Origin of the sequence: Rossellomorea sp. RS05 (genome assembly GCF_039822645.1) — a bacterium.
Lineage (GTDB): Bacteria > Bacillota > Bacilli > Bacillales > Bacillaceae_B > Rossellomorea > Rossellomorea marisflavi_B.
The window spans coordinates 719,396-743,338 of record NZ_JBDKWY010000001.1; the positions used below are offsets into that span (position 1 = coordinate 719,396).

At 45.4% G+C, this 23,943-nt stretch carries 23 protein-coding genes, 1 riboswitch and 1 other annotated feature; of the genes, 16 read left to right on the top strand and 7 right to left on the bottom strand.

The window, feature by feature from the left end; all coding sequences use genetic code 11:
• Positions 1 to 21 precede the first annotated feature (21 nt).
• On the top strand, positions 22 to 447 hold the full coding sequence (locus tag ABJ225_RS03690; RefSeq protein ID WP_347319302.1) for a DUF2512 family protein: 426 nt from the start codon (positions 22 to 24) through the stop codon (positions 445 to 447).
• A gap of 37 nt (positions 448 to 484) precedes the next feature.
• Here the strand turns inward: ABJ225_RS03690 and ABJ225_RS03695 are convergent, their stop codons facing one another.
• Complete coding sequence (locus tag ABJ225_RS03695) at positions 485 to 733, bottom strand: hypothetical protein (protein WP_347318486.1); 249 nt, start codon at positions 731 to 733, stop codon at positions 485 to 487.
• Between the two features lie 153 nt (positions 734 to 886).
• Here ABJ225_RS03695 and ABJ225_RS03700 point away from each other — a divergent pair, with 153 nt between their 5' ends.
• The 3 genes from ABJ225_RS03700 to ABJ225_RS03710 all read left to right on the top strand — a co-directional run bounded on the left by ABJ225_RS03700 (position 887) and on the right by ABJ225_RS03710 (position 2,862).
• Positions 887 to 1,468, top strand: a complete 582-nt coding sequence (locus tag ABJ225_RS03700; protein ID WP_347318488.1) for a lysophospholipid acyltransferase family protein — start codon at positions 887 to 889, stop codon at positions 1,466 to 1,468.
• A gap of 144 nt (positions 1,469 to 1,612) precedes the next feature.
• On the top strand, positions 1,613 to 2,401 hold the full coding sequence (locus tag ABJ225_RS03705; protein WP_347318490.1) for a hypothetical protein: 789 nt from the start codon (positions 1,613 to 1,615) through the stop codon (positions 2,399 to 2,401).
• The gene (locus ABJ225_RS03710; protein WP_347318492.1) at positions 2,401 to 2,862 is read left to right on the top strand and encodes a hypothetical protein; all 462 of its coding nucleotides are present in this window, start codon (positions 2,401 to 2,403) and stop codon (positions 2,860 to 2,862) included. Before ABJ225_RS03705 ends, ABJ225_RS03710 begins: the two co-directional genes overlap by 1 nt.
• A gap of 83 nt (positions 2,863 to 2,945) precedes the next feature.
• Here ABJ225_RS03710 and fbpA read toward each other — a convergent pair whose 3' ends face one another.
• Positions 2,946 to 3,143, bottom strand: coding sequence for a Fur-regulated basic protein FbpA (gene fbpA / locus ABJ225_RS03715; RefSeq protein ID WP_347318494.1), 198 nt, complete (start codon positions 3,141 to 3,143; stop codon positions 2,946 to 2,948).
• An 82-nt stretch (positions 3,144 to 3,225) separates the two neighbouring features.
• A riboswitch (SAM riboswitch) is annotated at positions 3,226 to 3,330 on the bottom strand.
• A gap of 155 nt (positions 3,331 to 3,485) precedes the next feature.
• On the opposite strand from fbpA, the gene hemG reads away from it, so the two are divergent.
• The gene (gene hemG, locus ABJ225_RS03720) at positions 3,486 to 4,874 is read left to right on the top strand and encodes a protoporphyrinogen oxidase (protein WP_347318496.1); all 1,389 of its coding nucleotides are present in this window, start codon (positions 3,486 to 3,488) and stop codon (positions 4,872 to 4,874) included.
• On the opposite strand, the gene ABJ225_RS03725 is transcribed toward hemG, so the two are convergent.
• From ABJ225_RS03725 to ABJ225_RS03735, 3 genes are all read right to left on the bottom strand, one after another.
• The gene (locus tag ABJ225_RS03725; protein ID WP_347318498.1) at positions 4,860 to 6,167 is read right to left on the bottom strand and encodes an amino acid permease; all 1,308 of its coding nucleotides are present in this window, start codon (positions 6,165 to 6,167) and stop codon (positions 4,860 to 4,862) included. The genes hemG and ABJ225_RS03725 overlap by 15 nt on opposite strands.
• Positions 6,164 to 7,402, bottom strand: coding sequence for an MFS transporter (locus ABJ225_RS03730; RefSeq protein WP_290030969.1), 1,239 nt, complete (start codon positions 7,400 to 7,402; stop codon positions 6,164 to 6,166). The genes ABJ225_RS03725 and ABJ225_RS03730 overlap by 4 nt, the downstream gene beginning before the upstream one ends.
• A gap of 195 nt (positions 7,403 to 7,597) precedes the next feature.
• Positions 7,598 to 7,987: a tautomerase family protein gene (locus ABJ225_RS03735; RefSeq protein ID WP_056536728.1), complete on the bottom strand. Its 390-nt coding sequence runs from the start codon at positions 7,985 to 7,987 to the stop codon at positions 7,598 to 7,600.
• A 162-nt stretch (positions 7,988 to 8,149) separates the two neighbouring features.
• Between ABJ225_RS03735 and ABJ225_RS03740 the strand changes: the two genes are divergently transcribed.
• Positions 8,150 to 8,557 (top strand): hypothetical protein, encoded by a 408-nt coding sequence (locus ABJ225_RS03740; protein ID WP_347318500.1) that lies wholly within the window; start codon positions 8,150 to 8,152, stop codon positions 8,555 to 8,557.
• 63 nt (positions 8,558 to 8,620) lie between these two features.
• Positions 8,621 to 8,835: a binding site (T-box leader), on the top strand.
• 51 nt (positions 8,836 to 8,886) lie between these two features.
• Positions 8,887 to 11,973, top strand: a complete 3,087-nt coding sequence (gene ileS / locus ABJ225_RS03745; RefSeq protein WP_347318502.1) for an isoleucine--tRNA ligase — start codon at positions 8,887 to 8,889, stop codon at positions 11,971 to 11,973.
• Positions 11,974 to 11,988: 15 nt separating this feature from the next.
• Here the strand turns inward: ileS and ABJ225_RS03750 are convergent, their stop codons facing one another.
• A complete protein-coding gene (locus ABJ225_RS03750; protein ID WP_347318504.1) occupies positions 11,989 to 13,014 on the bottom strand; it encodes an STAS domain-containing protein in 1,026 nt (341 codons plus the stop codon).
• Positions 13,015 to 13,197: 183 nt separating this feature from the next.
• On the opposite strand from ABJ225_RS03750, the gene ABJ225_RS03755 reads away from it, so the two are divergent.
• The 3 genes from ABJ225_RS03755 (at position 13,198) to ABJ225_RS03765 (ending at position 14,831) form a co-directional block, all read left to right on the top strand.
• Positions 13,198 to 14,085 (top strand): diacylglycerol/lipid kinase family protein, encoded by an 888-nt coding sequence (locus ABJ225_RS03755; RefSeq protein WP_347318506.1) that lies wholly within the window; start codon positions 13,198 to 13,200, stop codon positions 14,083 to 14,085.
• Positions 14,082 to 14,393: an iron-sulfur cluster biosynthesis family protein gene (locus tag ABJ225_RS03760; protein ID WP_056536712.1), complete on the top strand. Its 312-nt coding sequence runs from the start codon at positions 14,082 to 14,084 to the stop codon at positions 14,391 to 14,393. Before ABJ225_RS03755 ends, ABJ225_RS03760 begins: the two co-directional genes overlap by 4 nt.
• Positions 14,394 to 14,462: 69 nt before the next feature.
• Positions 14,463 to 14,831 carry a nucleotide excision repair endonuclease gene (locus tag ABJ225_RS03765; RefSeq protein WP_048003582.1) on the top strand — a complete coding sequence of 123 codons (369 nt, stop codon included), beginning with the start codon at positions 14,463 to 14,465 and terminating at the stop codon, positions 14,829 to 14,831.
• Between the two features lie 39 nt (positions 14,832 to 14,870).
• On the opposite strand, the gene ABJ225_RS03770 is transcribed toward ABJ225_RS03765, so the two are convergent.
• Positions 14,871 to 15,245: a hypothetical protein gene (locus ABJ225_RS03770; RefSeq protein WP_218247177.1), complete on the bottom strand. Its 375-nt coding sequence runs from the start codon at positions 15,243 to 15,245 to the stop codon at positions 14,871 to 14,873.
• 154 nt (positions 15,246 to 15,399) lie between these two features.
• Between ABJ225_RS03770 and ABJ225_RS03775 the strand changes: the two genes are divergently transcribed.
• From ABJ225_RS03775 to ABJ225_RS03800, 6 genes are all read left to right on the top strand, one after another.
• Positions 15,400 to 17,157 carry a sensor histidine kinase gene (locus tag ABJ225_RS03775; RefSeq protein WP_347318509.1) on the top strand — a complete coding sequence of 586 codons (1,758 nt, stop codon included), beginning with the start codon at positions 15,400 to 15,402 and terminating at the stop codon, positions 17,155 to 17,157.
• Positions 17,154 to 18,725, top strand: a complete 1,572-nt coding sequence (locus tag ABJ225_RS03780) for a response regulator transcription factor (RefSeq protein ID WP_347318511.1) — start codon at positions 17,154 to 17,156, stop codon at positions 18,723 to 18,725. The genes ABJ225_RS03775 and ABJ225_RS03780 overlap by 4 nt, the downstream gene beginning before the upstream one ends.
• The gene (locus ABJ225_RS03785; protein WP_048016321.1) at positions 18,722 to 20,050 is read left to right on the top strand and encodes an ABC transporter substrate-binding protein; all 1,329 of its coding nucleotides are present in this window, start codon (positions 18,722 to 18,724) and stop codon (positions 20,048 to 20,050) included. The genes ABJ225_RS03780 and ABJ225_RS03785 overlap by 4 nt, the downstream gene beginning before the upstream one ends.
• 398 nt (positions 20,051 to 20,448) lie before the next feature.
• Positions 20,449 to 21,414, top strand: coding sequence for an ABC transporter permease (locus ABJ225_RS03790; protein ID WP_481900590.1), 966 nt, complete (start codon positions 20,449 to 20,451; stop codon positions 21,412 to 21,414).
• A gap of 16 nt (positions 21,415 to 21,430) precedes the next feature.
• On the top strand, positions 21,431 to 22,309 hold the full coding sequence (locus tag ABJ225_RS03795) for a carbohydrate ABC transporter permease (RefSeq protein WP_079516063.1): 879 nt from the start codon (positions 21,431 to 21,433) through the stop codon (positions 22,307 to 22,309).
• Between the two features lie 20 nt (positions 22,310 to 22,329).
• The gene (locus ABJ225_RS03800) at positions 22,330 to 23,943 is read left to right on the top strand and encodes an ABC transporter substrate-binding protein (protein ID WP_218247174.1); all 1,614 of its coding nucleotides are present in this window, start codon (positions 22,330 to 22,332) and stop codon (positions 23,941 to 23,943) included.

Below are 23,943 nucleotides of genomic sequence, written 5' to 3' on the forward strand. Positions count from 1 at the left end.
GGAGGGATGTTCTTGAAGTATGTGTCAGCATTTCTATTAAAACTGGTCGTCACATTCCTGATCCTCTACACGGTTTTGGCAGGGGTCACAGGTCTATCGATGGGTTCCATCATTGCGTTGACTGGTGTGCTCGTTCTGATCGGTTATTTACTTGGTGATTTGTATCTCCTGCCAAGGACCACGAATGGTTGGGCGGTGCTTGCAGATTTTGGTTTGAGCTCGATCATGGTGTATTTTCTCAGTTCGGCCTTGGTGGCTGGTTCTCAAACCTTTCTTGTAAGATCTTTTGTGGCAGCAGTGGCTGTAAGCTCATTTGAGTGGTTTTTTCACCATCATCTTAGGAAAAATGTTTTTTTGCCTGATTCCTCTGCACCCGTTTACCGGCAGGATTATCAAACTGAGGCATCAGAAGAGTTTCAACCCGACCTCGATCGGGACGAAAGGTAAAAGGACGGTATGCCCCCATACCGTCCTTTTGCATGTTTCAACTTGAGTCGCCTTGATTGAATGTCTTTGAGAACTGTTTTACTACAGCATGGACCTCATTTGTTTTTTCATCTTTTAATAATGGCGTGATCCTGGGGAGGAAAGAGAGTGCGTCTTCTTCTGAGAAGGTTCCTTCTTGTTGCTTTTTGAAGTTCTCCATTAGAATTAGTTTTGCCTCTTCTTCCTTGCCATCTTGAACGCGTTGTAAAATGAAAGATAAAAATTTTTCTTGCCCTTGTGAATCCATTACACTTCCTCCTTGAGTTCATGATTTAATATCCCTTTTTTATTTTACCAGATGGACGCCTGTGAGGAGAGGAAATGAAATTATCAGTTGTAAATTGGCTGATTTCGACTATAATTAGTACCAGGTATTAAAACTAGATGATGGGGTGATCTCATGTATTCATTTCTTGCAAATCTGGCAAAATTGATTTTTGGAAAAGTGGAAATTCGAAATACCCATCTCCTTCCTGAAGAGGGAGGTTATATTGTGACATGTTCACACAAAACATGGCTTGATGTCGTCGCCCTTGGCTTCAGTATGCCCGGACCCGTACACTTTATGGCAAAGAAGGAACTATTCGACCGGAGAATCCCCGCCTTTATTTTACATAAGATTCACGCCTTTCCTGTGAACCGTGAGAACCCTTCTCCTTCAAGTATCAAAAAGCCTGTTAAACTACTTCGGGGAGGGGCAATCGTAGGAGTCTTCCCTGGAGGTACCCGTTCAGATGAGGATGTCGAAGCGAAACGTGGAGCCATTACGATAGCAAACCTCTCCCGGGTGCCAATTGTACCGGCAGCCTATCACGGGCCGACATCGTTTAAAGAATTATTGCGTAACCGTCATAAAGTCGTTATCGTCATCGGTCAACCATACACCGTACGTGCAAAGGACAAGGAACAAATGACAGCAGAGACAAAGGTGTTATCAGGGAAAATCAATGACTTGATCAAAGAAGCCCAAAAAATAAGCTGAAAGCTGTCTGTACAGATTTGACAATAAATCTGTACAGACAGCTTTTTATTTGGAAAAGGATTCATACCATATTTTCATTTGATTAGGTATGAATCCTATTCCATGGCAGAAACTAACCAAAGAATGAAGCAGGGAGGGGATCTTATGAGGCGGTTGAATAATGCAGGTGAACAAGGGAATCTTGCGTACGTCAGCATATTCGGTACCACTCAGATTCATTTGAGGAACCCCATGATTGTTGCGCTCTGGTCCATGGCCTTCCCAGGATTCGGTCATCTTCTGCTTTCAAAATACCTCAGAGGTTTCGCCCTGGTGATATGGGAGATCTATATCAACCAGACCATTCACTTGAATACAGCCATGGTTTACACGTTCATGGGTGATATCGACGCAGCAAAAAGCGTTCTCGATATCCAGTTCATGCATTTATACATTCCGGTGTACTTGTTTGCCATATGGGATAGCCACAGAACCGCCGTCGACCTGAATAAAGTCTATTTAAGCCATAAAGGAAAAAAGTCGACCATCAACAGGAGGCTCGTCATTCGACCGCTTGAAATCAACTATCTTGATAAGAGATGCCCTGTTTCAGCTTTTTTTTGGTCCATGGCCGTACCGAGTGTTGGACATTTTTATAATCACCGGATCATATCGGGGCTTTTCACGCTTGTGACCACTGTTATTTATGTCTGTAATTCCCATCTATTGGAAGGGATTCATTATCTTATCTTGGGAAGATTGGAAACCTCTGTGAACGTACTCGATAAACAATGGTTATTGTACATGCCATCCTTTTACTTTTTCACTATTTATGACGCGTATGTGGGGGTCGTAGAGAATAACAAACTTTTTGACAGGGAACAGTCCGCCCTTTTAAAAGAGTATTACCAAAAAGGATCCTTGTTGATTGGCAAAGGATGGAGGGTTAGATAGTGCAAATCATCGCATCGTTCAATCATTCTTCCTACATCGAAATGGCCATCGTCAAGCTTGAAGAGAAGGGGCTGGATGATCTATATGCCATTCCACTTGAAAGCAGGCAGAGAGAAACAAGGCTCTTTGACTCCATCCATTATTCAGATGGTCATTCCCTTCTCAATAAAGGCATGTTCCTTGCCGTGATCTTTTCGGTTATTGCCACAAGTCGTGGGTTTACTTTGGAATGGGGGCCGATCTATTGGGGGTTGATCGGGGCAGGGAGCGGATTGGTCCTTGGTTTCCTCATCGACCTGTTCTTGGTGAAGATCAAAGAGAGGAATCAGATTTTGGAAGATCATCATCAACCATCTGAAATCATCCTCATTATCAACTGTCGGTCAAAGGATGAAGAATGGGTGACCAGGACGCTATGGGAACATCATGCATTGGGGATTGCCGCGGTCGGAAATGAGTGAAAGACGCACCAAACGATAAAAAACCATTCAATGCCTCATCATTGAATGGTCCAATCTTGCTTTATGTGGAAGACATCGTCGGTCTAAACGGTTACTTTGGTGCAATTGATCCAATGGATGGAGCCCGACTCGGTATGGGGATGGCATTCTTTTTTTAAGCTTCTAAACTCTTCTTCCAATTCTTCGAGGGTCAATTCGAACAGCTGTCTTTCTCCTTTTTTGTACACTTTGTGCACGATCAACTTATTGATCAATTCATTTCTTCTTTGCGTGGTTTCCATCATACTCACTCCTCATGAATGGTTGGGAAGAGGATATAAAAATCCCTCTTCAGGATAAGAAGAAGGATTGCCCGGACTCTTCGACTCATCTTTCAAGCACCTGCTTGTGGAATTAGCACAGTATTCCGAATTGGAACCTGTTGCTGAGGCTTCACAGGGCCATTCCCTCTGCCTCTCTTGATAAGCGTTATATAAAATATAGTATAAACCAAGTATACCAAGTTGTCAACTTGGTTTAATGTGCGATTTCAGACACACAAAATGAAGTGAATCACTCGTATTACCCGGTCAATCATGGTACCGTATGTAATAGAATGAATAAAGCGGTTTGGAGTGAAAGAGATGAAGACAGTGGCAGTTGTGGGTGGAGGTATCACCGGCCTTACGACACTATACTACTTTCAGGAATACTTGAAAGGTGAGGACGTAAGACTGATATTGATTGAGGGAGAAGATATGCTTGGAGGTAAAATCCAGTCGATCGCTTCGGATCCCTTCATCATGGAAGTTGGTGCCGATTCAATTGTGTCAAGACATCCGGGTGTCCTCGAGCTTGTCGGGGAATTAGGGCTCATGGATGAACTTGTGTATAACGAAACGGGTACATCGTTCATCTACACGCACGACAAACTACATAAGATTCCAACAGATTCAGTGTTTGGGATTCCCATGACGAGAAATTCCCTGATGGAGAGTACGCTTATTTCCGACGAAGGAAAAAGGGCTGCACTACTGGATTATGAAACGGTGAATGACACGTTCACAAAGGAAGATTCCATCGGGGATTTCCTGGAGTTTTTCTTAGGAAAAGAGCTCGTACAAAACCAGATTGCACCTGTGCTATCTGGAGTATATTCAGGGGACTTATATACACTGAGCATGTCTTCCACACTGCCATACTTATTGGATTATAAGAATACTTATGGCAGTATCATGAAGGGGCTATGGATCAACCGTGAAAAACATCTGGGGAAATCCAACAAAAAATTTGTTTCGTTTAAAACCGGATTATCAGCCATCATCAATCGGCTGGATGAATGCACGCCTCACGTAGAAAAGTACAAGGGGATCGGCCTCAAGACCCTGAAGAAATCCGGTCGTGTGTATTCATTGGAACTCACCAATGGTGAAACCATATCAGCGGATGCAACCGTCCTAGCCATTCCACACAATCGTGCAAGGGGAGTCCTCAACCACCCGGAACTGAATCAAGGCTTTTCCCTTCTTAAAACTAAATCGTTAAAAAGCATTTACCTTGGATTCGCCCTTCCTGATACCGTATTGCCTGCAGATGGTACAGGGTTCATCGTTGCAAAAGATCAAGATGGAGTGAAAAGCGACGCGTGCACGTGGACAAGTAGAAAGTGGAAACACACGTCTGTGGATAGTCAACTCCTCGTCAGGCTTTTCTATAAGGATTCCAATCCCCACTGGGAAGAAATTAAACATCTCACCGAGGTAGAGTTGGTTCACACTGCTCTTAAGGATATAGAAGCGACGATGGGACTCAAAGAGGTACAGCCCATTCAAAAAGAAGTAACAGACTGGTCCGGCCTGATGCCCAATTACAACCTGGAACATGCACAATCAGTAAGACAATTGGAAACAAGCCTTGCTGTTGAATTCCCTGGGATCATGCTAGCGGGTGCTTCCTATTACGGTGTGGGCATTGGTGCCTGCATTCAAAACGGAAAAAAGACAGCAGAGCAGCTGTCTTCACGACTTCTTTGAACGATGTGAGGCCATGCTCCTGAAAAGCAGGGAGGCCAGGCCGATCACCAATAGTAGCACCATGCTCAGATAGAATCCGTATCTGCTCTCCTTCAATGTGAACGTTCCGCTGATGGCCAACACCAAGATTCCCAGTGCAACGAGGCTCACTCCGTTCCTCATGACGTCCCTGTCAAGAAGTTTGAAGGAAGAAAGCAGAATGAATGCCCAATTACAAAGCAACAGGATGCCGGCGGCAGTGATGAATGCTTCAAAAATGATTCCTGGCAAAAGATGAGAAGCAATGATGGCACTCGTCATACCGGCAACGGATAGTAATAGGGATGGAAGAGGGATATCCCTTTTCCATCTTTTTTTGAAGATTGCAGGGGCTTCACCTTCATCCGCCATAGACCGTAGGAGTCGGGTGACGCTGAATAACGCTGCAGCCAATGCGGAAAAACCGGCTAACAGAATGACGCCGTTAAAACATGATGCGACAATCGGAACATTCCCCCGGTTCAGGACAGATATGAAGGGGCTCTCCTCACTGGAAAAGTGGGTAGGTGCCTGTAGATTCAATGTGATCCAGAGTGCCATTACATACAATGAGCCAAGGCAAATGATCAATGCCCTTCCGCTTTTTAAAATATCTTTGGTTTCCGAGAGCCTCGACGCCATCAGACCGATGACTTCGATGCCTGCAAAGGAGTAGAATGCAAAAATCAGGGAAGTTCTTACCTCACTGAAGCCTTCACTTAAAGGGATTGAACCATTCTCAGGGAGGTGGATTCTGCCCCCCAGTAACCAGGCAGCCCCTATGAATAAAAAGATCACAAGTGCTGAAAGCTTGATGATGGAAAAAAAGTCTTCTGCTACATCGAATCCCCTTGCGCCGAGCAATACGACCGAAATGGATAGCACCGCAAAGATAAGGGTGAAAACCCATAGCGGAATGGAAGGGAACCAGTACCTGGACAAAATCCCAAGGGCGGTCAACTGCCCTCCCATGATCAAGATCGTAGAAATCCAATAAATCCAGCCGCACAGGAAGGCAGCCCAACTTCCATATGCTTTTCCAGCGTAAGTACAGAAAGATCCTTCACAAGGATCGGCCATGGTCATCGTGGCAAGTCGCTTGTACACAATCCAAGTTGCAAATGCTGCGATTAGGAAAGCAGGGATGATGAAGCCCCCCGACGATTTAAGCGCTATGCCTGTACCCAGGAAATACCCGGTCCCTACCGTACCCCCAGCACCGATCAAGGATAGGTGCCACCACGAAAGTGCAGGTTCTGCTGAAGAATGCTTCATGATGATCCTTCAGCCGGCTGCGGTTTCTTCTTATCATTTGTGTGGATCCAAAACATAACCAAGGCTATGATGATCACGGCAAACAGTCCCGCCCCGATAAAACTCACATTCAATCCATTTTTCATAACCAGCGAAACCAGGGGAGGACCAGCTGCAACCCCAATAAATCGGGAAGAACTATAGAGGGAAGAAATAGTCCCGCGTTCCTCTTTTTCAATGTTTTCCGTGATCAACGCATCCAAGGTCGGCAGTAGGGCCCCGATAGCAATTCCAATAAAACCTGTAAGACAGAGAAGGAAGACCAATTGATCTTTGAGAAACCCGACAAATGGTACGCAAAGGGTCAAAATGGCAAGACACCCCAAGATGATGCCCTTCATGACTTTTACATTTCCTTTGATGTTTTTTCCTGAAATGTAAGAAGAGATGCAAAGAGCGAGCAAAGGGATTGCCAGAACAAACCCCTTCTTCACACCGTACAAGTGGTGAATTTTTTCGAATGAATCACTCAAGTAAAAAAGAATGCCGAATAGGACCAGCATCACATACGCCCCGATGGTAAATACGGTGAAAATCCATTTGCCATGCTCTTTGAAGATCCCTTTCGTTTTATGGATGAACTCCTTAAGTTCCATGGGAGGATCCTTCTTCTTGGGTACTTTAATGAAAAATATGACAAGGAGGATGGAAATAAGACTGAAAAAAGAGATGGAGAAAAACGGCAGGAACCACAAGAAAGCCGCGAAAGCCGCTCCCAATATTGGACTCAACACCTTGCCAAATGTATTAGACGTTTCAATAATGCCAAGGCAAGAGCTTGTTTTCTCATCATCATCTTTGTAAAGGTCACCCACCAGTGGAAGAATGATGGGGGCTGCTCCTGCCGCTCCGATTCCCTGGAGGATCCTTCCGATAATGATCCAAAGGAAAGGATCACTCATTTTCCAAGATGCGTAACCTGCAATCAGACCTCCGATCAAAGAAAACACAAGACTGGGGAGGATGACCATTTTCCGTCCGAAACGATCCGATAAATAGCCGGCAATGGGAATTAAGAAGATGGAAGCGATTGAGTAACTCGTGATGATCATGCTGGTTTGGAAGGATGAGATGCCAACCTTCTTTTCAAAAATCGGAAGTACTGGTATCAACATGGAATTCCCGAGCGTCATGACGAGCGGGATGGAGGCCATACTGACGACACACCAGTTACTCACTTTTGATTGATCGTTCATTTTGACACCTCATAGTCATTTTGGTTTATCACAAATAATGTTCCTTCTTACAAGTATGCGGCACGGCTTCACGAGCAATCCGTCGAAAATTATTCCAAGTGGCTTCTTGATCCATTGTCAGAAGCCATCGTCTTCCTTTTGAACGAAAGGAGCACAAAAAAAGAGGCTGCAGCCGCACAGCCTCTTCAATCGATCTTATAGCTTTCCTGTAAGGAATTGAGCTTCCCCTTTACCGAAACTCCAATCGGCATCACGATTCGTCACAATCGAGACCATCAAATCGTCTGGAGAGATACCGCAATCCTTCTCAAGTTTTTCAGCCAACAATTGATACAATTTCTTTTTCTGTTGATCGGTCCGTTGTTTACTCGTGATGGTGATGACGACCACATCATCACTTCTGTTGAATCCGAGTCCCGTATCTTCAATGATCATCTCATGCTTCGGGTGTTGGTGAACAATCTGATAGCGGTCCCTTTCTGGAACACCAAAAGCCTCAAGGACTGCTTGGTGGGCGCTATCCAAGATTTTTTTTACTGTTGAAGGGTCCCTTCCCTCGATTAGATCGAATGTGAGCAATGGCATACAATCGCCTCCTATTCTTGATGATAACGATAAGATACCACTTTAGAGCAACGTTAAACATGGTAATGAATGACGGCATGAATTACTTGAAAATTACGGGTCATTCCATACATAATGGAAATAAATCCATTTATATTTAGAGTTGTTGAGAGGAAGATGTGTGTGACCTGTCACATTTTGATTGCCACAATCAGGAATATCGACGCCGAATCCGCCAGATGGGAAGAAGAATTCGGGGTCGGTCTGACCTCCGCGGAACACTATAGAGAGGATGTACCTGTCACCTTGCCGTATCTCTATGAGGCATATGATGATGACCTTCCTTTGTTGATGTTGTTGAATGAGCTTATGACAATAGGTGATGTAGTGGAGCTGTATGAATATTGTGAAGGGAAAAAGGGAGTAGTGGCCATGAATAGAAGAGAGGAAGCCGTAACGGTGAATCTTCATCAAAAGACCTATCAGGATCAGCATGGTACCTATAAGCTGAATCAAAAAAAATGGTTGAATAACCTGGCCACCAAAAGGTATTTGACTGACCGTAGTGTGACCACCTTTCTTAAATACTGAAAGGATGAATAAGGAAGAATTGATTGACTTTTACAAGGCGAGGGTGTATTCTTTTGGAAATATTTAAATTCCATGACGGGAAGAGTACAGAAGGAATCCTCCTTAAGAGAGCCGCTGGTTGGTGGAAAGCGGTGGAGAACCTTCCGGAAAATCACCCCCGAGAAGTCCTGTTGAAGGAAGCTTAGGCAGGATCGGTGCACAGCCGTTACTGTGTTGACCGAGTGCCGTACAGATGTACGGAAGATGGGTGGTACCGCGGAATAACATCCGTCCCTTTTTATAAGGGGCGGATTTTTTTGTTTCATTATCCAGGAGGAAGAGGGTACAAGATGAAAACAGTCGATGTATTAGAAAAAGCGCATAAGCGTGAAGAGCGGATCCAGAACTATTGGAAGGAAGCAAATACGTTTGAAAAGTCAATTTCAGAGCGGGAAGGAAAAGAAACATTTGTTTTTTATGAGGGACCACCGACAGCCAACGGCCTGCCCCATGCCGGTCATGTTCTGGGACGGGTCATCAAAGATTTTGTTGCAAGATACAAAACGATGCAAGGTTTCCAGGTGCATCGCAAGGCAGGGTGGGATACCCATGGATTACCGGTTGAGCTGGAAGTGGAAAAGCAGCTCGGCATCTCAGGTAAACAGCAGATCGAAGACTACGGAGTGGAAAAGTTCATCAATGAATGCAAGAACAGCGTCTTTCATTATGAGAAACAGTGGAGGGAGTTCACGGAGGCAATAGGGTATTGGGTAGATATGGATGATCCGTATGTAACCTTGGAGAACGACTATATCGAGAGTGTGTGGCATATCCTCAGCGACCTTCACAAACGGGATCTCCTTTATAAAGGTCATCGGGTCACGCCGTATTGCCCGAGCTGTCAGACTACACTCAGTTCCCATGAAGTTGCTCAAGGCTATAAAGATGTCAAGGATCTCTCTGCTACCGCAAAATTCCGCATCGAGGGAAGCGATAATGAATTCATCCTCGGCTGGACGACCACGCCTTGGACGCTACCGGCGAATATTGCCCTCGCTGTTAATCCGGAGCTCACATATGTAAAAGTAAAAAGTGACGGCGATACGTACATCGTTGCCGAAAGCCTGAAAGACAAGCATTTTTCTGAAGAAGCACCCATTGTATCCCGATTCAAGGGCAGTGAATTGGAGGGAACTGCCTATGTCCCACCTTTTCCATTTGTGAGTCCTGAAAAAGGAAATATCGTAGTTTCAGGGGAATTTGTCACTGCCGATAGTGGAACAGGGATCGTGCATATCGCTCCTGCTTACGGAGAAGATGATTACCAGCTGGTGAAAGATCATGGACTTTCATTTGTGAATGTCGTAGATGGACAAGGAAAGTATACGGATGCCGTCCCCCCATTCCAAGGGCGGTTTGTCAAAGACTGCGACGTGGATATCGTGAAGTATCTTGCAGCCGAAGGGCTCCTGTTCCATAAAGAGAAATATGAGCATAGCTATCCCCATTGCTGGCGCTGTGATTCACCGCTTCTTTACTACGCAATTGAGAGCTGGTTCATCCGCGCGACGGCTTTGAAGGATCAGTTCATCCAAAATAATGAACAAGTGGAATGGTACCCTGAGCATATTAAGGAAGGTCGTTTCGGTCATTTCCTTGAAAATATGGTGGATTGGAATATCGGCAGGAATCGCTATTGGGGCACACCACTTCCTGTCTGGATCTGCGAATCTTGCAGTCATCAATACGCACCATCAAGCATCGAAGACTTGCGTAATCGCTCTGTGGAAGAGATCGATTCCGTTGAGCTGCATAAACCATTTGTCGATCACATCCATCTCTCCTGTGATCAATGTGAAGGCTCTATGACACGGGTACCCGAGGTGATTGATGTTTGGTTCGACAGTGGAAGCATGCCTTATGCACAACAGCATTATCCATTCGAGCATCAGGAACGATTTGAAAAGCAATTCCCGGCAGACTTTATCTGTGAAGGGATAGACCAGACCAGGGGCTGGTTCTACAGCTTATTGGCTGTTTCCACCTTGTTCACGGGGAAGGCTCCTTATAAGAAGGTACTTGCTACAGGCCATATATTAGACGGCGAGGGCAGGAAGATGTCTAAGAGTAAAGGGAATGCATTGAATCCGATGGACCTTGTCACTAAGTTCGGTGCCGATGCTCTAAGATGGTCTCTCCTTGCCGATAGTGCACCTTGGAATAATAAACGTTTCTCTGAAAGAGTAGTGCTCGAAGCGAAATCGAAGGTTGTCGACACTCTGGTGAATGTTCATTCGTTCTACACCATGTATGCAAAAATCGATTCATTCACCTATTCAGATCTAGGCCAAGGACAAAGGACTCTGCTGGACAGGTGGATCCTTTCTAGATTGGACAGCGTATCACAAACGATGTGTGAAGCGTTGGATCGCTATGACTTTACCAAGGGAGCACAGGCTCTTGAAGTATTCATCGGGGAAATCAGTAACTGGTATATCCGCCGCTCTCGGGATCGTTTCTGGGAGGAAGGCGTGTCAGATTCAAAACTTGCTGCATTCTCCACACTCCATTATGTGCTGGTAGAAACGAGTAAACTGGCTGCACCTTACATCCCATTCCTTGCAGAAGATATCCACCTTAACCTTACGGGCAAAAGCGTCCATCTTGCCGAATATCCGAAAGGAGGAACAGGTTACAGCGATCCATCGATCGAAAGGGAAATGGCTGCCGTCCTTCAAGTGGTTGAACTCGCTCGGAGCGTCAGAAATGCAAAATCGATCAAAACGAAGCAACCTCTATCGGAAATGACCGTCATTGCCACCGAACCACATAACGGTGAAGCGTTAAAAAAACATCAAAGGATCATTCAAGAAGAGATCAACGTCAAACGGGTCCTTGTGCAGGAAACATCCAATGATCTTGTATCGTATGAAGTGAAGCTTAATTTCAAAAAAGCCGGTCCCGTATTAGGAAAAAAAGTCGGCGCAGTCAAGAAATATTTAGATCAATTAAGTCAAAGTGAAGCAGAACAGATTGTCCAAGCGGAAACGTTACATCTGGATATCGAAGGCGAGCCATTGACTGTTCCATTTGAGCTTCTTCTTGTGGAGAGGGTGGCAGATGAAGGGCTTTCCATGGGAGCAAATGCTTCTTATCAGGTTATCCTCAATACGGAAATCACAGAGGAATTGAAGCTTGAAGGTCTGGCTCGTGAGGTCATACGGGCCATCCAGACCGAGCGGAAAGAACGCGATCTCCCAATTGAAGCTAGGATTTCCCTTCGGTTGGACGGAGACCCGGAAATACGGAAGGCGATCGAAAACAATGAATCACTGATACGTGAAAGTGTTTTGGTGAAGGAGATGAAAATAGAAGCATTATCTGGTGGAAAGGAAGTAACGTTGAATGACCGGAAATTGATCATCGACATCGGTTAAAAAGAAGAACCCCGTTCAAGAAACGGGGTTCTTCTTTGTGATGAACAGCCCCATTTGATCGAGGGCATAATGGATGCCTTGCTGAAGGACAGAAAAACATGGGATCCGCTTGATGTCATGTCCGCTTTGTGCAATTTGGATACTGAATTCAGCTGAAATTCCTACCAGTAGGCAGCGGGTCCCGAGAAGGGAGGTGGCTGCTACAAATTTTTGAATGAAATTCAAAGTGAAATCATCCACACCGATTAAGCTTGTAGCGTCGAGGATGAGGTAATCCGCCTTATACCCTGGGAGATTGAGGAGGGTACGGTTAAGGAGCTCTTCACCCCTCGTTTCATCATAGCGACCAACCAAGGGCACTACAAGGATGGAATCGAGGACGGGTATGATCGGAGAAGAAATCTCCTTGATGATACTGGAAAGAGTATGTGTTCTCTCGGCTGTTGCAAGCTCCATCTTTTGCTGCATTTCATTTGTTTGTTCTTCGATTAAGGCGCTGACATTCAATGAAGGTGTGATGTCAGAGTGATTGAATTCATACTCACTATATTGATCGCCTTCCAGTTGGCTCCTGTTCACCTTGTACCACATTTTCTCCCCGAATAAGCCCGTCAGGACCCCGGCCCAGTGACCTGGAAGAAATGTGCCTTCTTGATTTTTCCCTTGCTCTTTATTGACCTGATATTCCCAGCTGTTCCGGACGCGAATCACTGCATGAAGCTCTTCTTTTGAATAGGATACGATCTCTGTATCACCCCAGCCCGCTGTCACATAAGTTGTCGGAAGCTTGCCGAGGATGTCATCTACTTTCCCGAGGGAGCGCTTGTAAAAATCACTTACGATGGTTCCAGTCCTGTATCCCGAAGTTTCCAGTACAAGTCTTGACTCTTTATGGCCTGCTATCTCTTCGATCGTATCAAAAAGGGTTTTGAATGCCGTATCCACCCAGAACAATACGACCCGTTCATTTTCAAAATGAACTTCCCCGTTTACAAGGTCCCAGTCGAATAAAGAGCCGCTTATATCGATTGCATGTTTCACGATTGACGCCTCCAACAAGATGATTTCTTTTCATATGTATAGAAGAGAGTGCAAAAAATCTGCAAACCTAAATATGATTACCCTCCTTTTAATGTGAGTAAACATCTTCCCGATGATTTTTTAAGGATTTATCAATAGGTCCAGGGGGTATAGTATGAGAAATGACAGTCAGGGGGAGAAAGCATGAAAGAGGCGATGATTATTATCAATCCTTCTTCGGGCAAAGAAGAAGCGGTGGACTACAAGAAAAAAGCTATACATAATCTCAAAGGCTATGAGGTCTTCGTGCGTGAAACGAAGGGAGAAGGGGATGCCACATTGTTTGCGGAGGAAGCATGCAAGAGGGGCTTTGACCTCATCATTTGCATGGGGGGAGATGGAACCGTGAACGAAGTGATCAATGGCATGGCTGAGAAACCCCATCGCCCAGAGCTTGCTTTGGTGCCACTGGGAACGGTGAACGATTTTGTGAGGGCAATATCACTGCCGCTCGAACCTGAGGAGGCCCTCGAGGTTCTGAAATCAACCAATACCCGGGAAGCCGATATAGGAAAAGTGAATGACCGCTACTTCATTAACATCATCGCCGTGGGTGCATTGGCTGAAGCTTCATTCTCTACGACTGCAGAGCAGAAATCAAAGCTCGGTCCTCTCGCGTATGTTGTGGAAGGTATGAAAAAAATGAAGGAAAAACAGCCATTTCCTTTAGACCTGTCAGGCGAGCAGAACTGGAGTGGGGATTCCTTATTGACCCTCATCGCCATGACGAATTCCATCGGGGGATTCGAATCCATCGCCCCGGAAGCGGAAGTAGATGATGGATCACTTCATGTCTACATCATCGAAGATATGCCGATACCCAAGTTCCTCTTATTACTTCCCAAAATATTGGCAGGTAAACTGACAGAAAGCCCTCAGGTTCATCACCTGAAAGCATCAGAGATCGAGGCGTCCTCATCATTCGATATGAAGGCGAATATTGATGGGGATGAAGGATGCACATTGCCGCTGACTGTAAAAAGTCTTCCCCGTCACGTGAAAATAAGAATTCCAGAAGGAGGATCAGCATGAATTTAACCTTGACAGAGCCTGCATTAAATAAGCTGACAGACATACCCCCTGGCCATTTGGTGCAGCTTGCCCTCGACCGGGGGAGCTGTGATATTGTGAATAATGTATACGAAATGAAAGTGGTCCCGTCCAGAGAGCTTCAAGACCATGAACGCAGCATCGAATATAAAGGTGTCACCTTCATTGTGGACGATGATTTTGAAGATGCCTACGATCATGAACTCACCATCGATTTTCAGAAAAATGCATTTGTCTTCAAGAATAAGAATCAAACGTTCAACAATCGGGTAGGCCTCCGTTTTTTGTGAATGAGATGGCTTTCTATCCCGTTATATGATACTATTAGCCCTTACAGTATAAAAAGGACGTGACGTTCAATGATCAATATTACCATTCCAAAAGCGGATGTATCCATTACAGAACGCAAGCAGAACGAAAATGAAGAAATCAAAATCCAACCGATCGAAGGTTTTATCGACCTTCATGAAATTCCACGTGATAAAGGAGGAATCATCCTTTTTTATGATAACAAGGACGAACTTCTGTTTGTTGGAAAAGCCAGAAAGCTGAGACAGCGTGTCAAAAAGCATCTGGAAGATAAAGTTTCACCCCTTCGTGAACACAGGAAGGAAGTTCATCGCATCGATGTCTTGTTTGTAGAGGATGCAATGGAGCGTGAAATCTACGAAACATATATCATCAATGCGCTTAGAGCAAGATACAATGTGGAAAAAGCATTCTTTTAATGCGTGATCGGAAGCTCCTCTAAATGGGGGCTTCTTTTTTTATATCGGGTGATGTGTGTTCCATTTCAGGAGATCCTCCTCTGAAATATGGGTATGGAGGGTTCCATTTCCGTCTTCCACATGGTAGGTCACCTTTGTGCCGTTGTCATGCCAGGTTAGTGCTATTCCTTTAATGAGAGCTGTCCTGAGCATTCCGGCTATATGCAGATGTACTCTATCTTGCAGGTCAAATCGGGTTTGATAGAAACGGGGCACACCATTTGGTTCACTGGAAGCCACATTAATATGCAGCCGGCCATTGTTTTCAATCATGTAAAATAGTTGGGCTCCCGCTTGAGACATCTCGTAACAATATCCCACCACGGCGCCTGTATAGCCGCCTTCATAAAATACGTCTCCGATTTCCATTGCCATGACGCAGCCTTTCATCCTTTTCCCTCCCCGTAAAATCAATTATCCCATCCTATGTAGAGAAGCACGGAGGTAGAACGAGCCCTGTAAATGTATCTACTGGAATTTATTGATCTATGATACATTTAGTAGACAGAAACGTTGAAAGGGAGCGGCCATGTACATATCACTCAGAATTCGACTATTACTAATCTTTACACTTGTCCTGACCATTCCTTTCCTTACCCTGTCCCTTCTGGTACCTGAGTGGTTCGGTACCATCATGGAAAAGAAAACGACCGAAGCGACCGTAGAGATGATGGATCAATTTTCTCAATATTCCGATTCGCTGACCTCTCAGGTTGAAGACCTTGGGAAACAGGTTCTAGTGAATCCAGCTACACAGGAGTGGGTGCGATCAGAGGAGAACGGGCTGTCCGATTCAGATCTTCTATACATGAAGAATCAGCTGAAAACAGAGTTGTCCTCAATGATGGTGAATAATTCAAAATCAATGTCTGTATCTGTCTATTTAAATGATGGAACAGGTACTTCACAGAAGCTTCCTCCTCTTAGGGAGATTGTTTGGTTCAAGGAATTTTATGACTATGATCAACGTTGGATGCGGTCACATCATGAGTGGAATGAGGATGAAGTCAACAGTTACCTTCTCCCTCTTTTTGATTTGAATACGATGGACCTTTCCGGCGTCATCAAAGTGAATTTTCCTACCATCCTGCTAGAGGAGTCACTTGAAAAAGTAAAGCTTGGAGATGAGGGGCACGTATCATTGCTGGATGCTAAAGGGAGAGACGTGTTGGGAGGGAATCCGGATATATCATCCGATATCGTGAAGATGTGCCTGCACGAGATGAAGGATCATTCTGGAAGGACAGGTGTAGTGGAAGTGACTAAGGGGGAAACCAAGCATCTGGTCTTTTATCAAAAAATGGGGGTTGGCGATTGGATCCTGATGAGCGAAATAAAAAAATCCGATCTCTACGCGCCTGTCCACTCACTGCAGAGGAATCTTTTATTGATCAGCGGCTGGATCTTTTTACTGACAATCTTGATTTCTTACATCCTGTCTTCGAATATCGTCAAGCCGCTATGGAAATTGACGGAATCTATGAAACTTGTCGAAAAGGGAAAGTTCTCAGAGGCTGAAAAAGGGTTTCCGGCGATCCGCACGAGGAACGATGAAATCGGTTATGCCGTAAAGGCATTCAAGAATACAACCAAGACATTGGACCAACTGATCAAAACGGAGTATCAGGAAAAGATCAGGAGGAAGGACGCGGAGTACAAAGCACTGCTGCTACAGATCAATCCGCACTTCCTGAACAATACGCTTGAAGTGATAGGAGGACTATCTGCTCAAGGGGAAAATCGTAAAGTCATTGATGTGACCGTCCACTTGGGGAGGATGCTCTCGTATTCCCTTGATACTGAAAGGGATGTTGTCACAATTAGGGAAGAAATAAACTATATGCGCCGATATACGGAAGTATTGAAACTTCGTCATGAAGATGCCCTACAAATACAGATTGAGGAGGATCCAGCACTCGATAATGTACCGATCATCAAGTTCGTCCTGCAACCTCTCGTCGAAAATGCAGTAAAGTATAGCTTTATACGGAACGATGTGGCTTCCATCGGAATTTCCACCCGAAAAGTCGGAGATGAGGCGGTTTTGATTGTGGAGGATAATGGAATCGGCATACCTGGAACGGTCATCAAGGAACTTGCGAAGATTGATCGAAACGAAAATAATGTACTGGACAGCAGGGGCAAGAGCATAGGACTGAAGAACGTGCTTGGAAGATTGAAGCTTTCCTATGGAAACCGCTTTTCGTATTCGATTGAAAATAAGAATCCCGGTGGGACTCGGATCACCCTTATAATTGCAATGGAGAAGGAGGAGAGTGAAGAATGAAGGTGCTGATAACCGATGATGAAGCTCAGGTTCGAAAGGGGCTGCTATGGAAGCTTGATTGGGAGAAGGAGGGGTTCACGGTTGTCGGGGAGGCGTCAAACGGAAGAGAAGCTCTGCGTCTCATGGAGGAAAAAGAGCCTGATATTGTCTTGACGGATGTAAGGATGCCGATCATGGACGGGATTGCGCTGGTGAAAGAACTGGCCAGTAGCTATCCGAAGATCAGGACCATCATCCTTTCGGGATATGCTGACTTTGAATATGTCAGAGCCTCAATGCATGAGGGAGTCAAGCGATATTTGCTGAAGCCCGTGGATCCCGAGGAATTATCTTCAGCCTTAAAGGATATTAAAGACGAATTGATCCGTGAAAAGGCTGAAGAATATAGGGAAGAACGAGCAAAAAAATTGATGGAAGATCAGCTTGCGGATATAAGAGAGCAATATCTCCTACAACTTGTGAGGGATGAATGGGCAGGCCTCTCCATCAGTGAAGAGAAGTTGATGTACCTGGGTTTAGAAACATTTTGCAACCAGGAAGTGAGGTTCCTGTCAGTTGAGATCAGGGGAAGCATGTCCAGGTCCGACCTTAGGGCCCTCTTCCTGCCTTTCCGGATGATCTGTCGGGAACTTGCCGAGGAAAGGGCCCTTTCATTTGTAGACGCGAGCTATCCCCATATGGTTCATTACATAAGCAGGATCGATGATGTGAACACACTGGCAACAGATGTACAACGAGCTGCAAAGGAATTTCTCGGGCTTGAATCAGTGATAGGATTAGGGAAGCCGGTGAGGGGGGCGATGGCTCTTAAAACCGGCTATGAATCTTCCATCCTCGCATGGGGGCAAAGCTCGATCAATATAGAATCACAATTAATCGATGATAACAAGAGGGAAAATGACCCCGATTTTTCCGATGAAGCTGTAAAAGTGCTTAACGCTTATATTGAACAGGGTAATGAAAGTCTTCTGCAGTCGTTTCTTACAAATCTGCTTGAAAGACAGTCATCGGTAATGGATTTTACACTGACAGCGAATCGAATCCTCCTGCATCTCAATCTCCTTGCTGGAAAGTATGACCCCAAAAGGGCCGAGGTAGGGGAAGAGGTTTGGAAATGCCAGATAAGTATATGGGAGTTAACCTCATATCAGGAAGTAATCCATCAATTGACGGAGCTATCCAACCGTATCATGAGAATGGCCAGCAAGCTGAAGACGCCGGCTAATGGAGAAGAGGTCGTTTCCCAAATCAAAGCATATATGGACATCCACTATGCCACTGACATGTCCCTTGCGACACTGGCAGGTCAATTCCATATTAATGCAGCCTATTTATCGGAACTCTTTAAGGCCCAGGTAGGGCAAAATTTTACGGACTATCTGATTTCTCTGCGCATGAAAAAAGCCAAGGAACTTCTTGTTGATACCGGGCTGAAAGTCATTGATATCGCCCATATTTGTGGATTTTCAAGTTCAGGTTATTTCAGTACGGTGTTTAAAAAGAAATTCGGTGTGAAACCGATTGATTACAGAAAAGGCCTAGGCACTCAAGGGGGGGAAGAGAAGTGAAATGGAAGCTTCCGATCCTACTGGTACTCATCCTTGTATTGGGGGCAGCCGGGTATCTTTCCATTGAACCGATTTTCAATGAGGGAGGAAAAGAAGTGGCAACCGCCCCCAAGCATACACCTGAAACCACCCTGAACTTCTGGAGGAATAAGGGGACGGCTCTTGAAAATCAGGCGTATGAAGAACTGGTCAAGACGTTTAACGAAGAGCACTCTACTATTCAGGTGAAGATGACCCAGATCCCATACGGGGATTATGAACTAAAGCTCCGGACGGCCATTGCTGCAGGGAGTCCGCCGGATATCATGACGATTGATACACCGACGCTGGCCCTGTATGCGAGTGCCGGTGCCCTTACATCCATCGATGATTATATGAAAAAGGAGGGACGGGTGGAGGATCTGGCTGAGCCCACTTTGAAAGGATTGATGTATGAGGGGGACATCTACTTGTCTCCCATCGCAGAGTCCAGCGTCGGATTGTTCTACAACATCCGGCTATTTGAAAAAGCCGGCGTTCCTCTTCCTTCGAAGGACCCGGAGGATCCCATGACATGGGATGAGGTAGCCGAAGCCGCCGAACGAATCTCTGCGCTATCAGATGAGATCATAGGTATCGATCCTGCTCAAGGGTTTCCCGACGGTGAATCACCCGCATATTACAAGATCCCGCTCATTTGGCAGTTCGGCGGGGAGATCATGGACCCTGACAACCATACGGCAGAAGGGTATCTAAATTCGACCGAAAGCCTGCAGGCACTTCAGTTTTATCAGGATATGTATCAAAAACGGGGCATAGCGAAAGTTGAAATGCCCCCGGATTCATTTGAAAACGGTCAGTTGGGGATGGTCATACAAGGATCGTGGATGACAGATAGCTATGAACAGGAAAACCCTAAATTCAAGCTTGGAAAAGAATATGGCATCACATCCTTACCAAAAGGGGTTCAGCGGGTCGTGCCAAATGGCGGGTGGGCCCTTGGTCTTTCATCGAAGGCGTCACATCCCGATGAAGCCTGGGAATTCATCCGTTATGCGACGAGCTATGAGGGTTCAAGACGCTATATTGAGATTACAGGGGATGTGCCGGCAAGGTATTCTGTTGCTAAAAGCTTTCCAGAGCTGAAAGAGTACCCCAAGAATATATTTGTCCATCAGGCACAGGAGTACTCTAGGAACAGGCCAGTTACAGCCGCTTATCCTGTAGTGAGTGAGGCCATGCGCATCTTGTTTGAAGATGTGGGAATCGCCAATAAAGATGTTGGTTCTGCGGCCGATGAAGCCGTAAAGAAGATCGAGGACGGCATCAAGGATATGGAAGAATGAAGATAGCTATAGAGGGAAGGGACCTGGATGGTCTCTTTTTTTATTTGTCCAGGGCTTTCTAGTCCAAGTCCCCAAAAGGCACAGAACGCCTTTCCGGAGCCTTTGCCTTATGCTTGTCGGGTCAGGGCAAGCACCCTCCGCTTTTCTACATGTCTAGTTCCGGGTGCTTGAGGCTCGAGGTCATAAGTCAAAGATCTCAAAAAGGCAAAGGACGCCTTTCCGAGATCTTCGCCTTATGCTTGTCGCCTCATTGCAAGCACCCTCCGCTTTTCTTTACACCCGAAAATGTTGTAATGTATCAGCCGAAAATAGTGGACGTTTTTAGGTGGGGTATCCTTTAAAGTGAGATTTGTAGAGGGTGATATCGCTTACATAATAGAGAAAAAGGGGGAAACGATGTGCAGGAAATAGCTAAGGCAGGTACCGAACCTGCCGTGTCAGCAAAGCCGCAGAGCCGCTTGAAGGTCAAGTGGTCTTCCATTAAGAGAAATCATCTTCTTTATTGGTTATTGGCACCGGCCATTTTGTTAACCATTGTATTCAAATACGTACCGATGTACGGTGCATCCATCGCTTTTAAGGACTTCAGCCCGATCCGTGGGATCATGGGGAGTGAATGGGTAGGGTTGAAGCATTTTACTAGCTTTCTATCTTCCCCGAATTTCATGGAGATCCTCCTTAACACGATCAAACTGAGTTCGTTTGAACTGTTGATCGGCTTTCCGATTCCGATCATCCTTGCCTTGATGCTTAATCAGATCAGGAGGGCGGGTGTGAAGAAGAATATACAGCTCGTTCTATATGCACCCCATTTCATTTCGGTGGTGGTCATATCTGGGATGGTTTTCCTTTTCCTTTCTCCAACCGGCCCGATCAACGCCATGCTTTCCTTGTTTATGGATAAGCCCGTCTCATTCATGTCAGACCCCGATGCGTTCCGTAGCATCTATATATGGTCAGGTGTATGGCAAGGTGCGGGATGGGCGTCGATCATCTATGTGGCTGCATTGTCCAATGTGGATCCACAGCTCCATGATGCTGCAACAGTTGATGGAGCATCCCTTCTGCAAAGGATCTGGCATATCGATTTGCCAACACTAAAACCGGTAATGGCCGTCCTGTTCATTCTGGCTGCAGGCGGGATCATGGCCATCGGATTCGAGAAAGCATACTTGCTGCAGACGTCTATGAATATCCCATCCTCTGAAATCATTTCAACCTATGTGTACAAGCGGGGACTGCAGGCGGGGGATTATTCCTTTGCAACGGCTGTTGGGTTATTCAATGCGCTGGTAAACGTCATCCTCCTTGTTTTCGTCAACGGCGTCGTCAAGAAGCTGAATGAGGGGGAAGGACTTCTTTAGAAAGGGGAGCATTGAGATGAACAACTATTCAAAATCAGATCGATTCATTCTATTCACCAATAAGATCCTGTTATGCGGCATCGTCGTCGTGGTACTGTTTCCATTACTCTATGTGCTCTTGGCCTCCCTGTTGGAACCGAATGTGTTGCTGAGTAAGGGATTGTCCTTCAATTCTTCTGATTGGACACTTGAGGGATATCGGAAGATTTTCGAAGATGGGTCCATTGTAAGGGGATTCATAAACTCCATGCTATATTCAGCGGGTTTTACCTTGGTGACAGTGACGGTCTGCATTCTCGCAGGCTATTCTCTATCATCAGATGAATTGGTCGGGAAGCGATTCATCATGATCTTCTTCTTAATTACGATGTTCTTCAATGGTGGACTGATTCCGACCTACCTTGTGATCAAGAACCTCGGCATGCTGAATACCGTTTGGGCCATCATCATCCCGAACGCCATCAATGTATGGTTCATCATTCTATCGAGAACCTATTTCAAATCAATACCCAATGAACTGAAGGAAGCGGCGAGGATCGACGGAGCTTCTGAATTCAAAATCTTCCTGAAAATTGTATTTCCGCTATCAAAACCGATCATTTTTGTCATTGCACTGTATGCGTTCATCGGCCAGTGGAACTCCTATTTCGATGCCATGATCTATCTTGAAGACAGGGACCTTTATCCACTACAACTCGTCCTGCGATCAATCCTTATACAAAATGAAGTACAGCCTGGAATGATCGGGGATCAGCAGGCGGCCGCAGAGCTACAGAGGATTTCAGAAATGATTAAATATTCATCCATCGTTTTGGCGAGTCTACCACTAATCATTATGTATCCATTCTTCCAAAAGTACTTTGAAAAGGGTGTAATGGTCGGTTCACTCAAATAATCTCAAGGGGGAAATGTAAAATGAAGAAATGGTCAAGAACAATGTCAGCTGCAGTGTTGACAGGGATCCTTGTTACTGCCGGGTGCAGCAACAACAGTAAGAGTGCATCGTCCGAAGATTACGAGCTGAAGGATGTCACATTTCCTTTGAAAGAAGAGGTCAGTCTGAAAATCATGACCTCCAGTTCACCACTTGCACCGAATGACCCAAATGAAAAACTGATCCTGAAGAGGCTGCAGAAGCAAACAGGCGTGGAAATCGATTGGACCAATTATTCGGCAGGGGAAACCTTCGATGAGAAACGGAATCTTGCTGTTGCGAGCGGTGATTTGCCCGACGCCATCATGAACACAGGGTACGGGGATTATGAAATCCTGAAACTCGCAAAAGACGGAGCGATAGTACCGGTGGAAGACCTGATTGAAAAACATATGCCAAACTTGAGAAAGGTCCTTGAGGATGCCCCTGAGTATAAAGCAATGATGACGGCTCCGGACGGACATATCTATTCGTTCCCATGGATAGAGGAGCTTGGTGCAGGAAAAGAAAGCATCCACTCTGTCGATGATTTCCCATGGATCAATGTGGAGTGGCTGGATAAGTTGGGGCTCGATATGCCCACAAATACTGAAGAGCTGAAAAATGTTTTGAAAGCGTTTAAAACACAGGATCCAAATGGGAATGGAAAAGCAGATGAAATCCCGATGTCGTTCATTATCAACCATGGAGGAGAAGATGTATCACATCTTTTCGGTGCATTCGGTCTTGGGGAGAACGGGGACCATACTGTGGTGACCGACGATGGTGAAATCAAAATGACGGCTTCTGAAGACGGCTATAAGGAGGCAATCCGTTATTTGAATGAGCTTTACAAGGAAGGACTGATGGATGTAGAGGCATTTGAACAAGACTGGAATACCTACCTTTCAAAAGGAAAAGAAGGGCGATATGGAATGTACTTCACCTGGGACAAAGCCAACATCACTGGGATGAACGACACGTATGATCTTCTGCCTCCACTAGAAGGGCCTGATGGGGAGAAAAACGTGACAAGAACAAATAATATGGGGTTCGACCGGAATAAAATGGTCATCACATCGGCCAACAAAAATCTGGAGCTTACCGCAAAATGGATCGACCAATTGTATGACCCGCTCCAATCCGTACAGGATAATTGGGGAACGTATGGTGATGAAAAACAACAAAATATCTTTGAATTCAATGAAGCTGATCAAGCATTGAAACATCTCCCTTTGGAAGGAACGGCCCCTGTTGAGCTCCGTGAGAAAACCTCAATCGGTGGTCCTCTTGCCATATTGGATGAGTATTATGGACCTTTTACCACCAAGCCGGATGATGCTGCATGGAGACTGGGGCTTATGAAAGATGTAATGGTCCCTCATATGAAGGCAGAAAATATCTACCCTAAAGTATTTTTCTCCTTGGAGGACCTCGATAAGTTATCCAAGATTGAAACAGATCTTTTTGCTTATATCAACCGTAAAAAAGCCGAATGGATTACAAACGGCAAGATTGATAAGGAGTGGGAAGCGTATCTGAAGGAATTGGACCGGCTTGGACTCCAAGAATGGTTGGAAATCAAGCAGGCCGGGTATGATCGAAATCAGGAATAA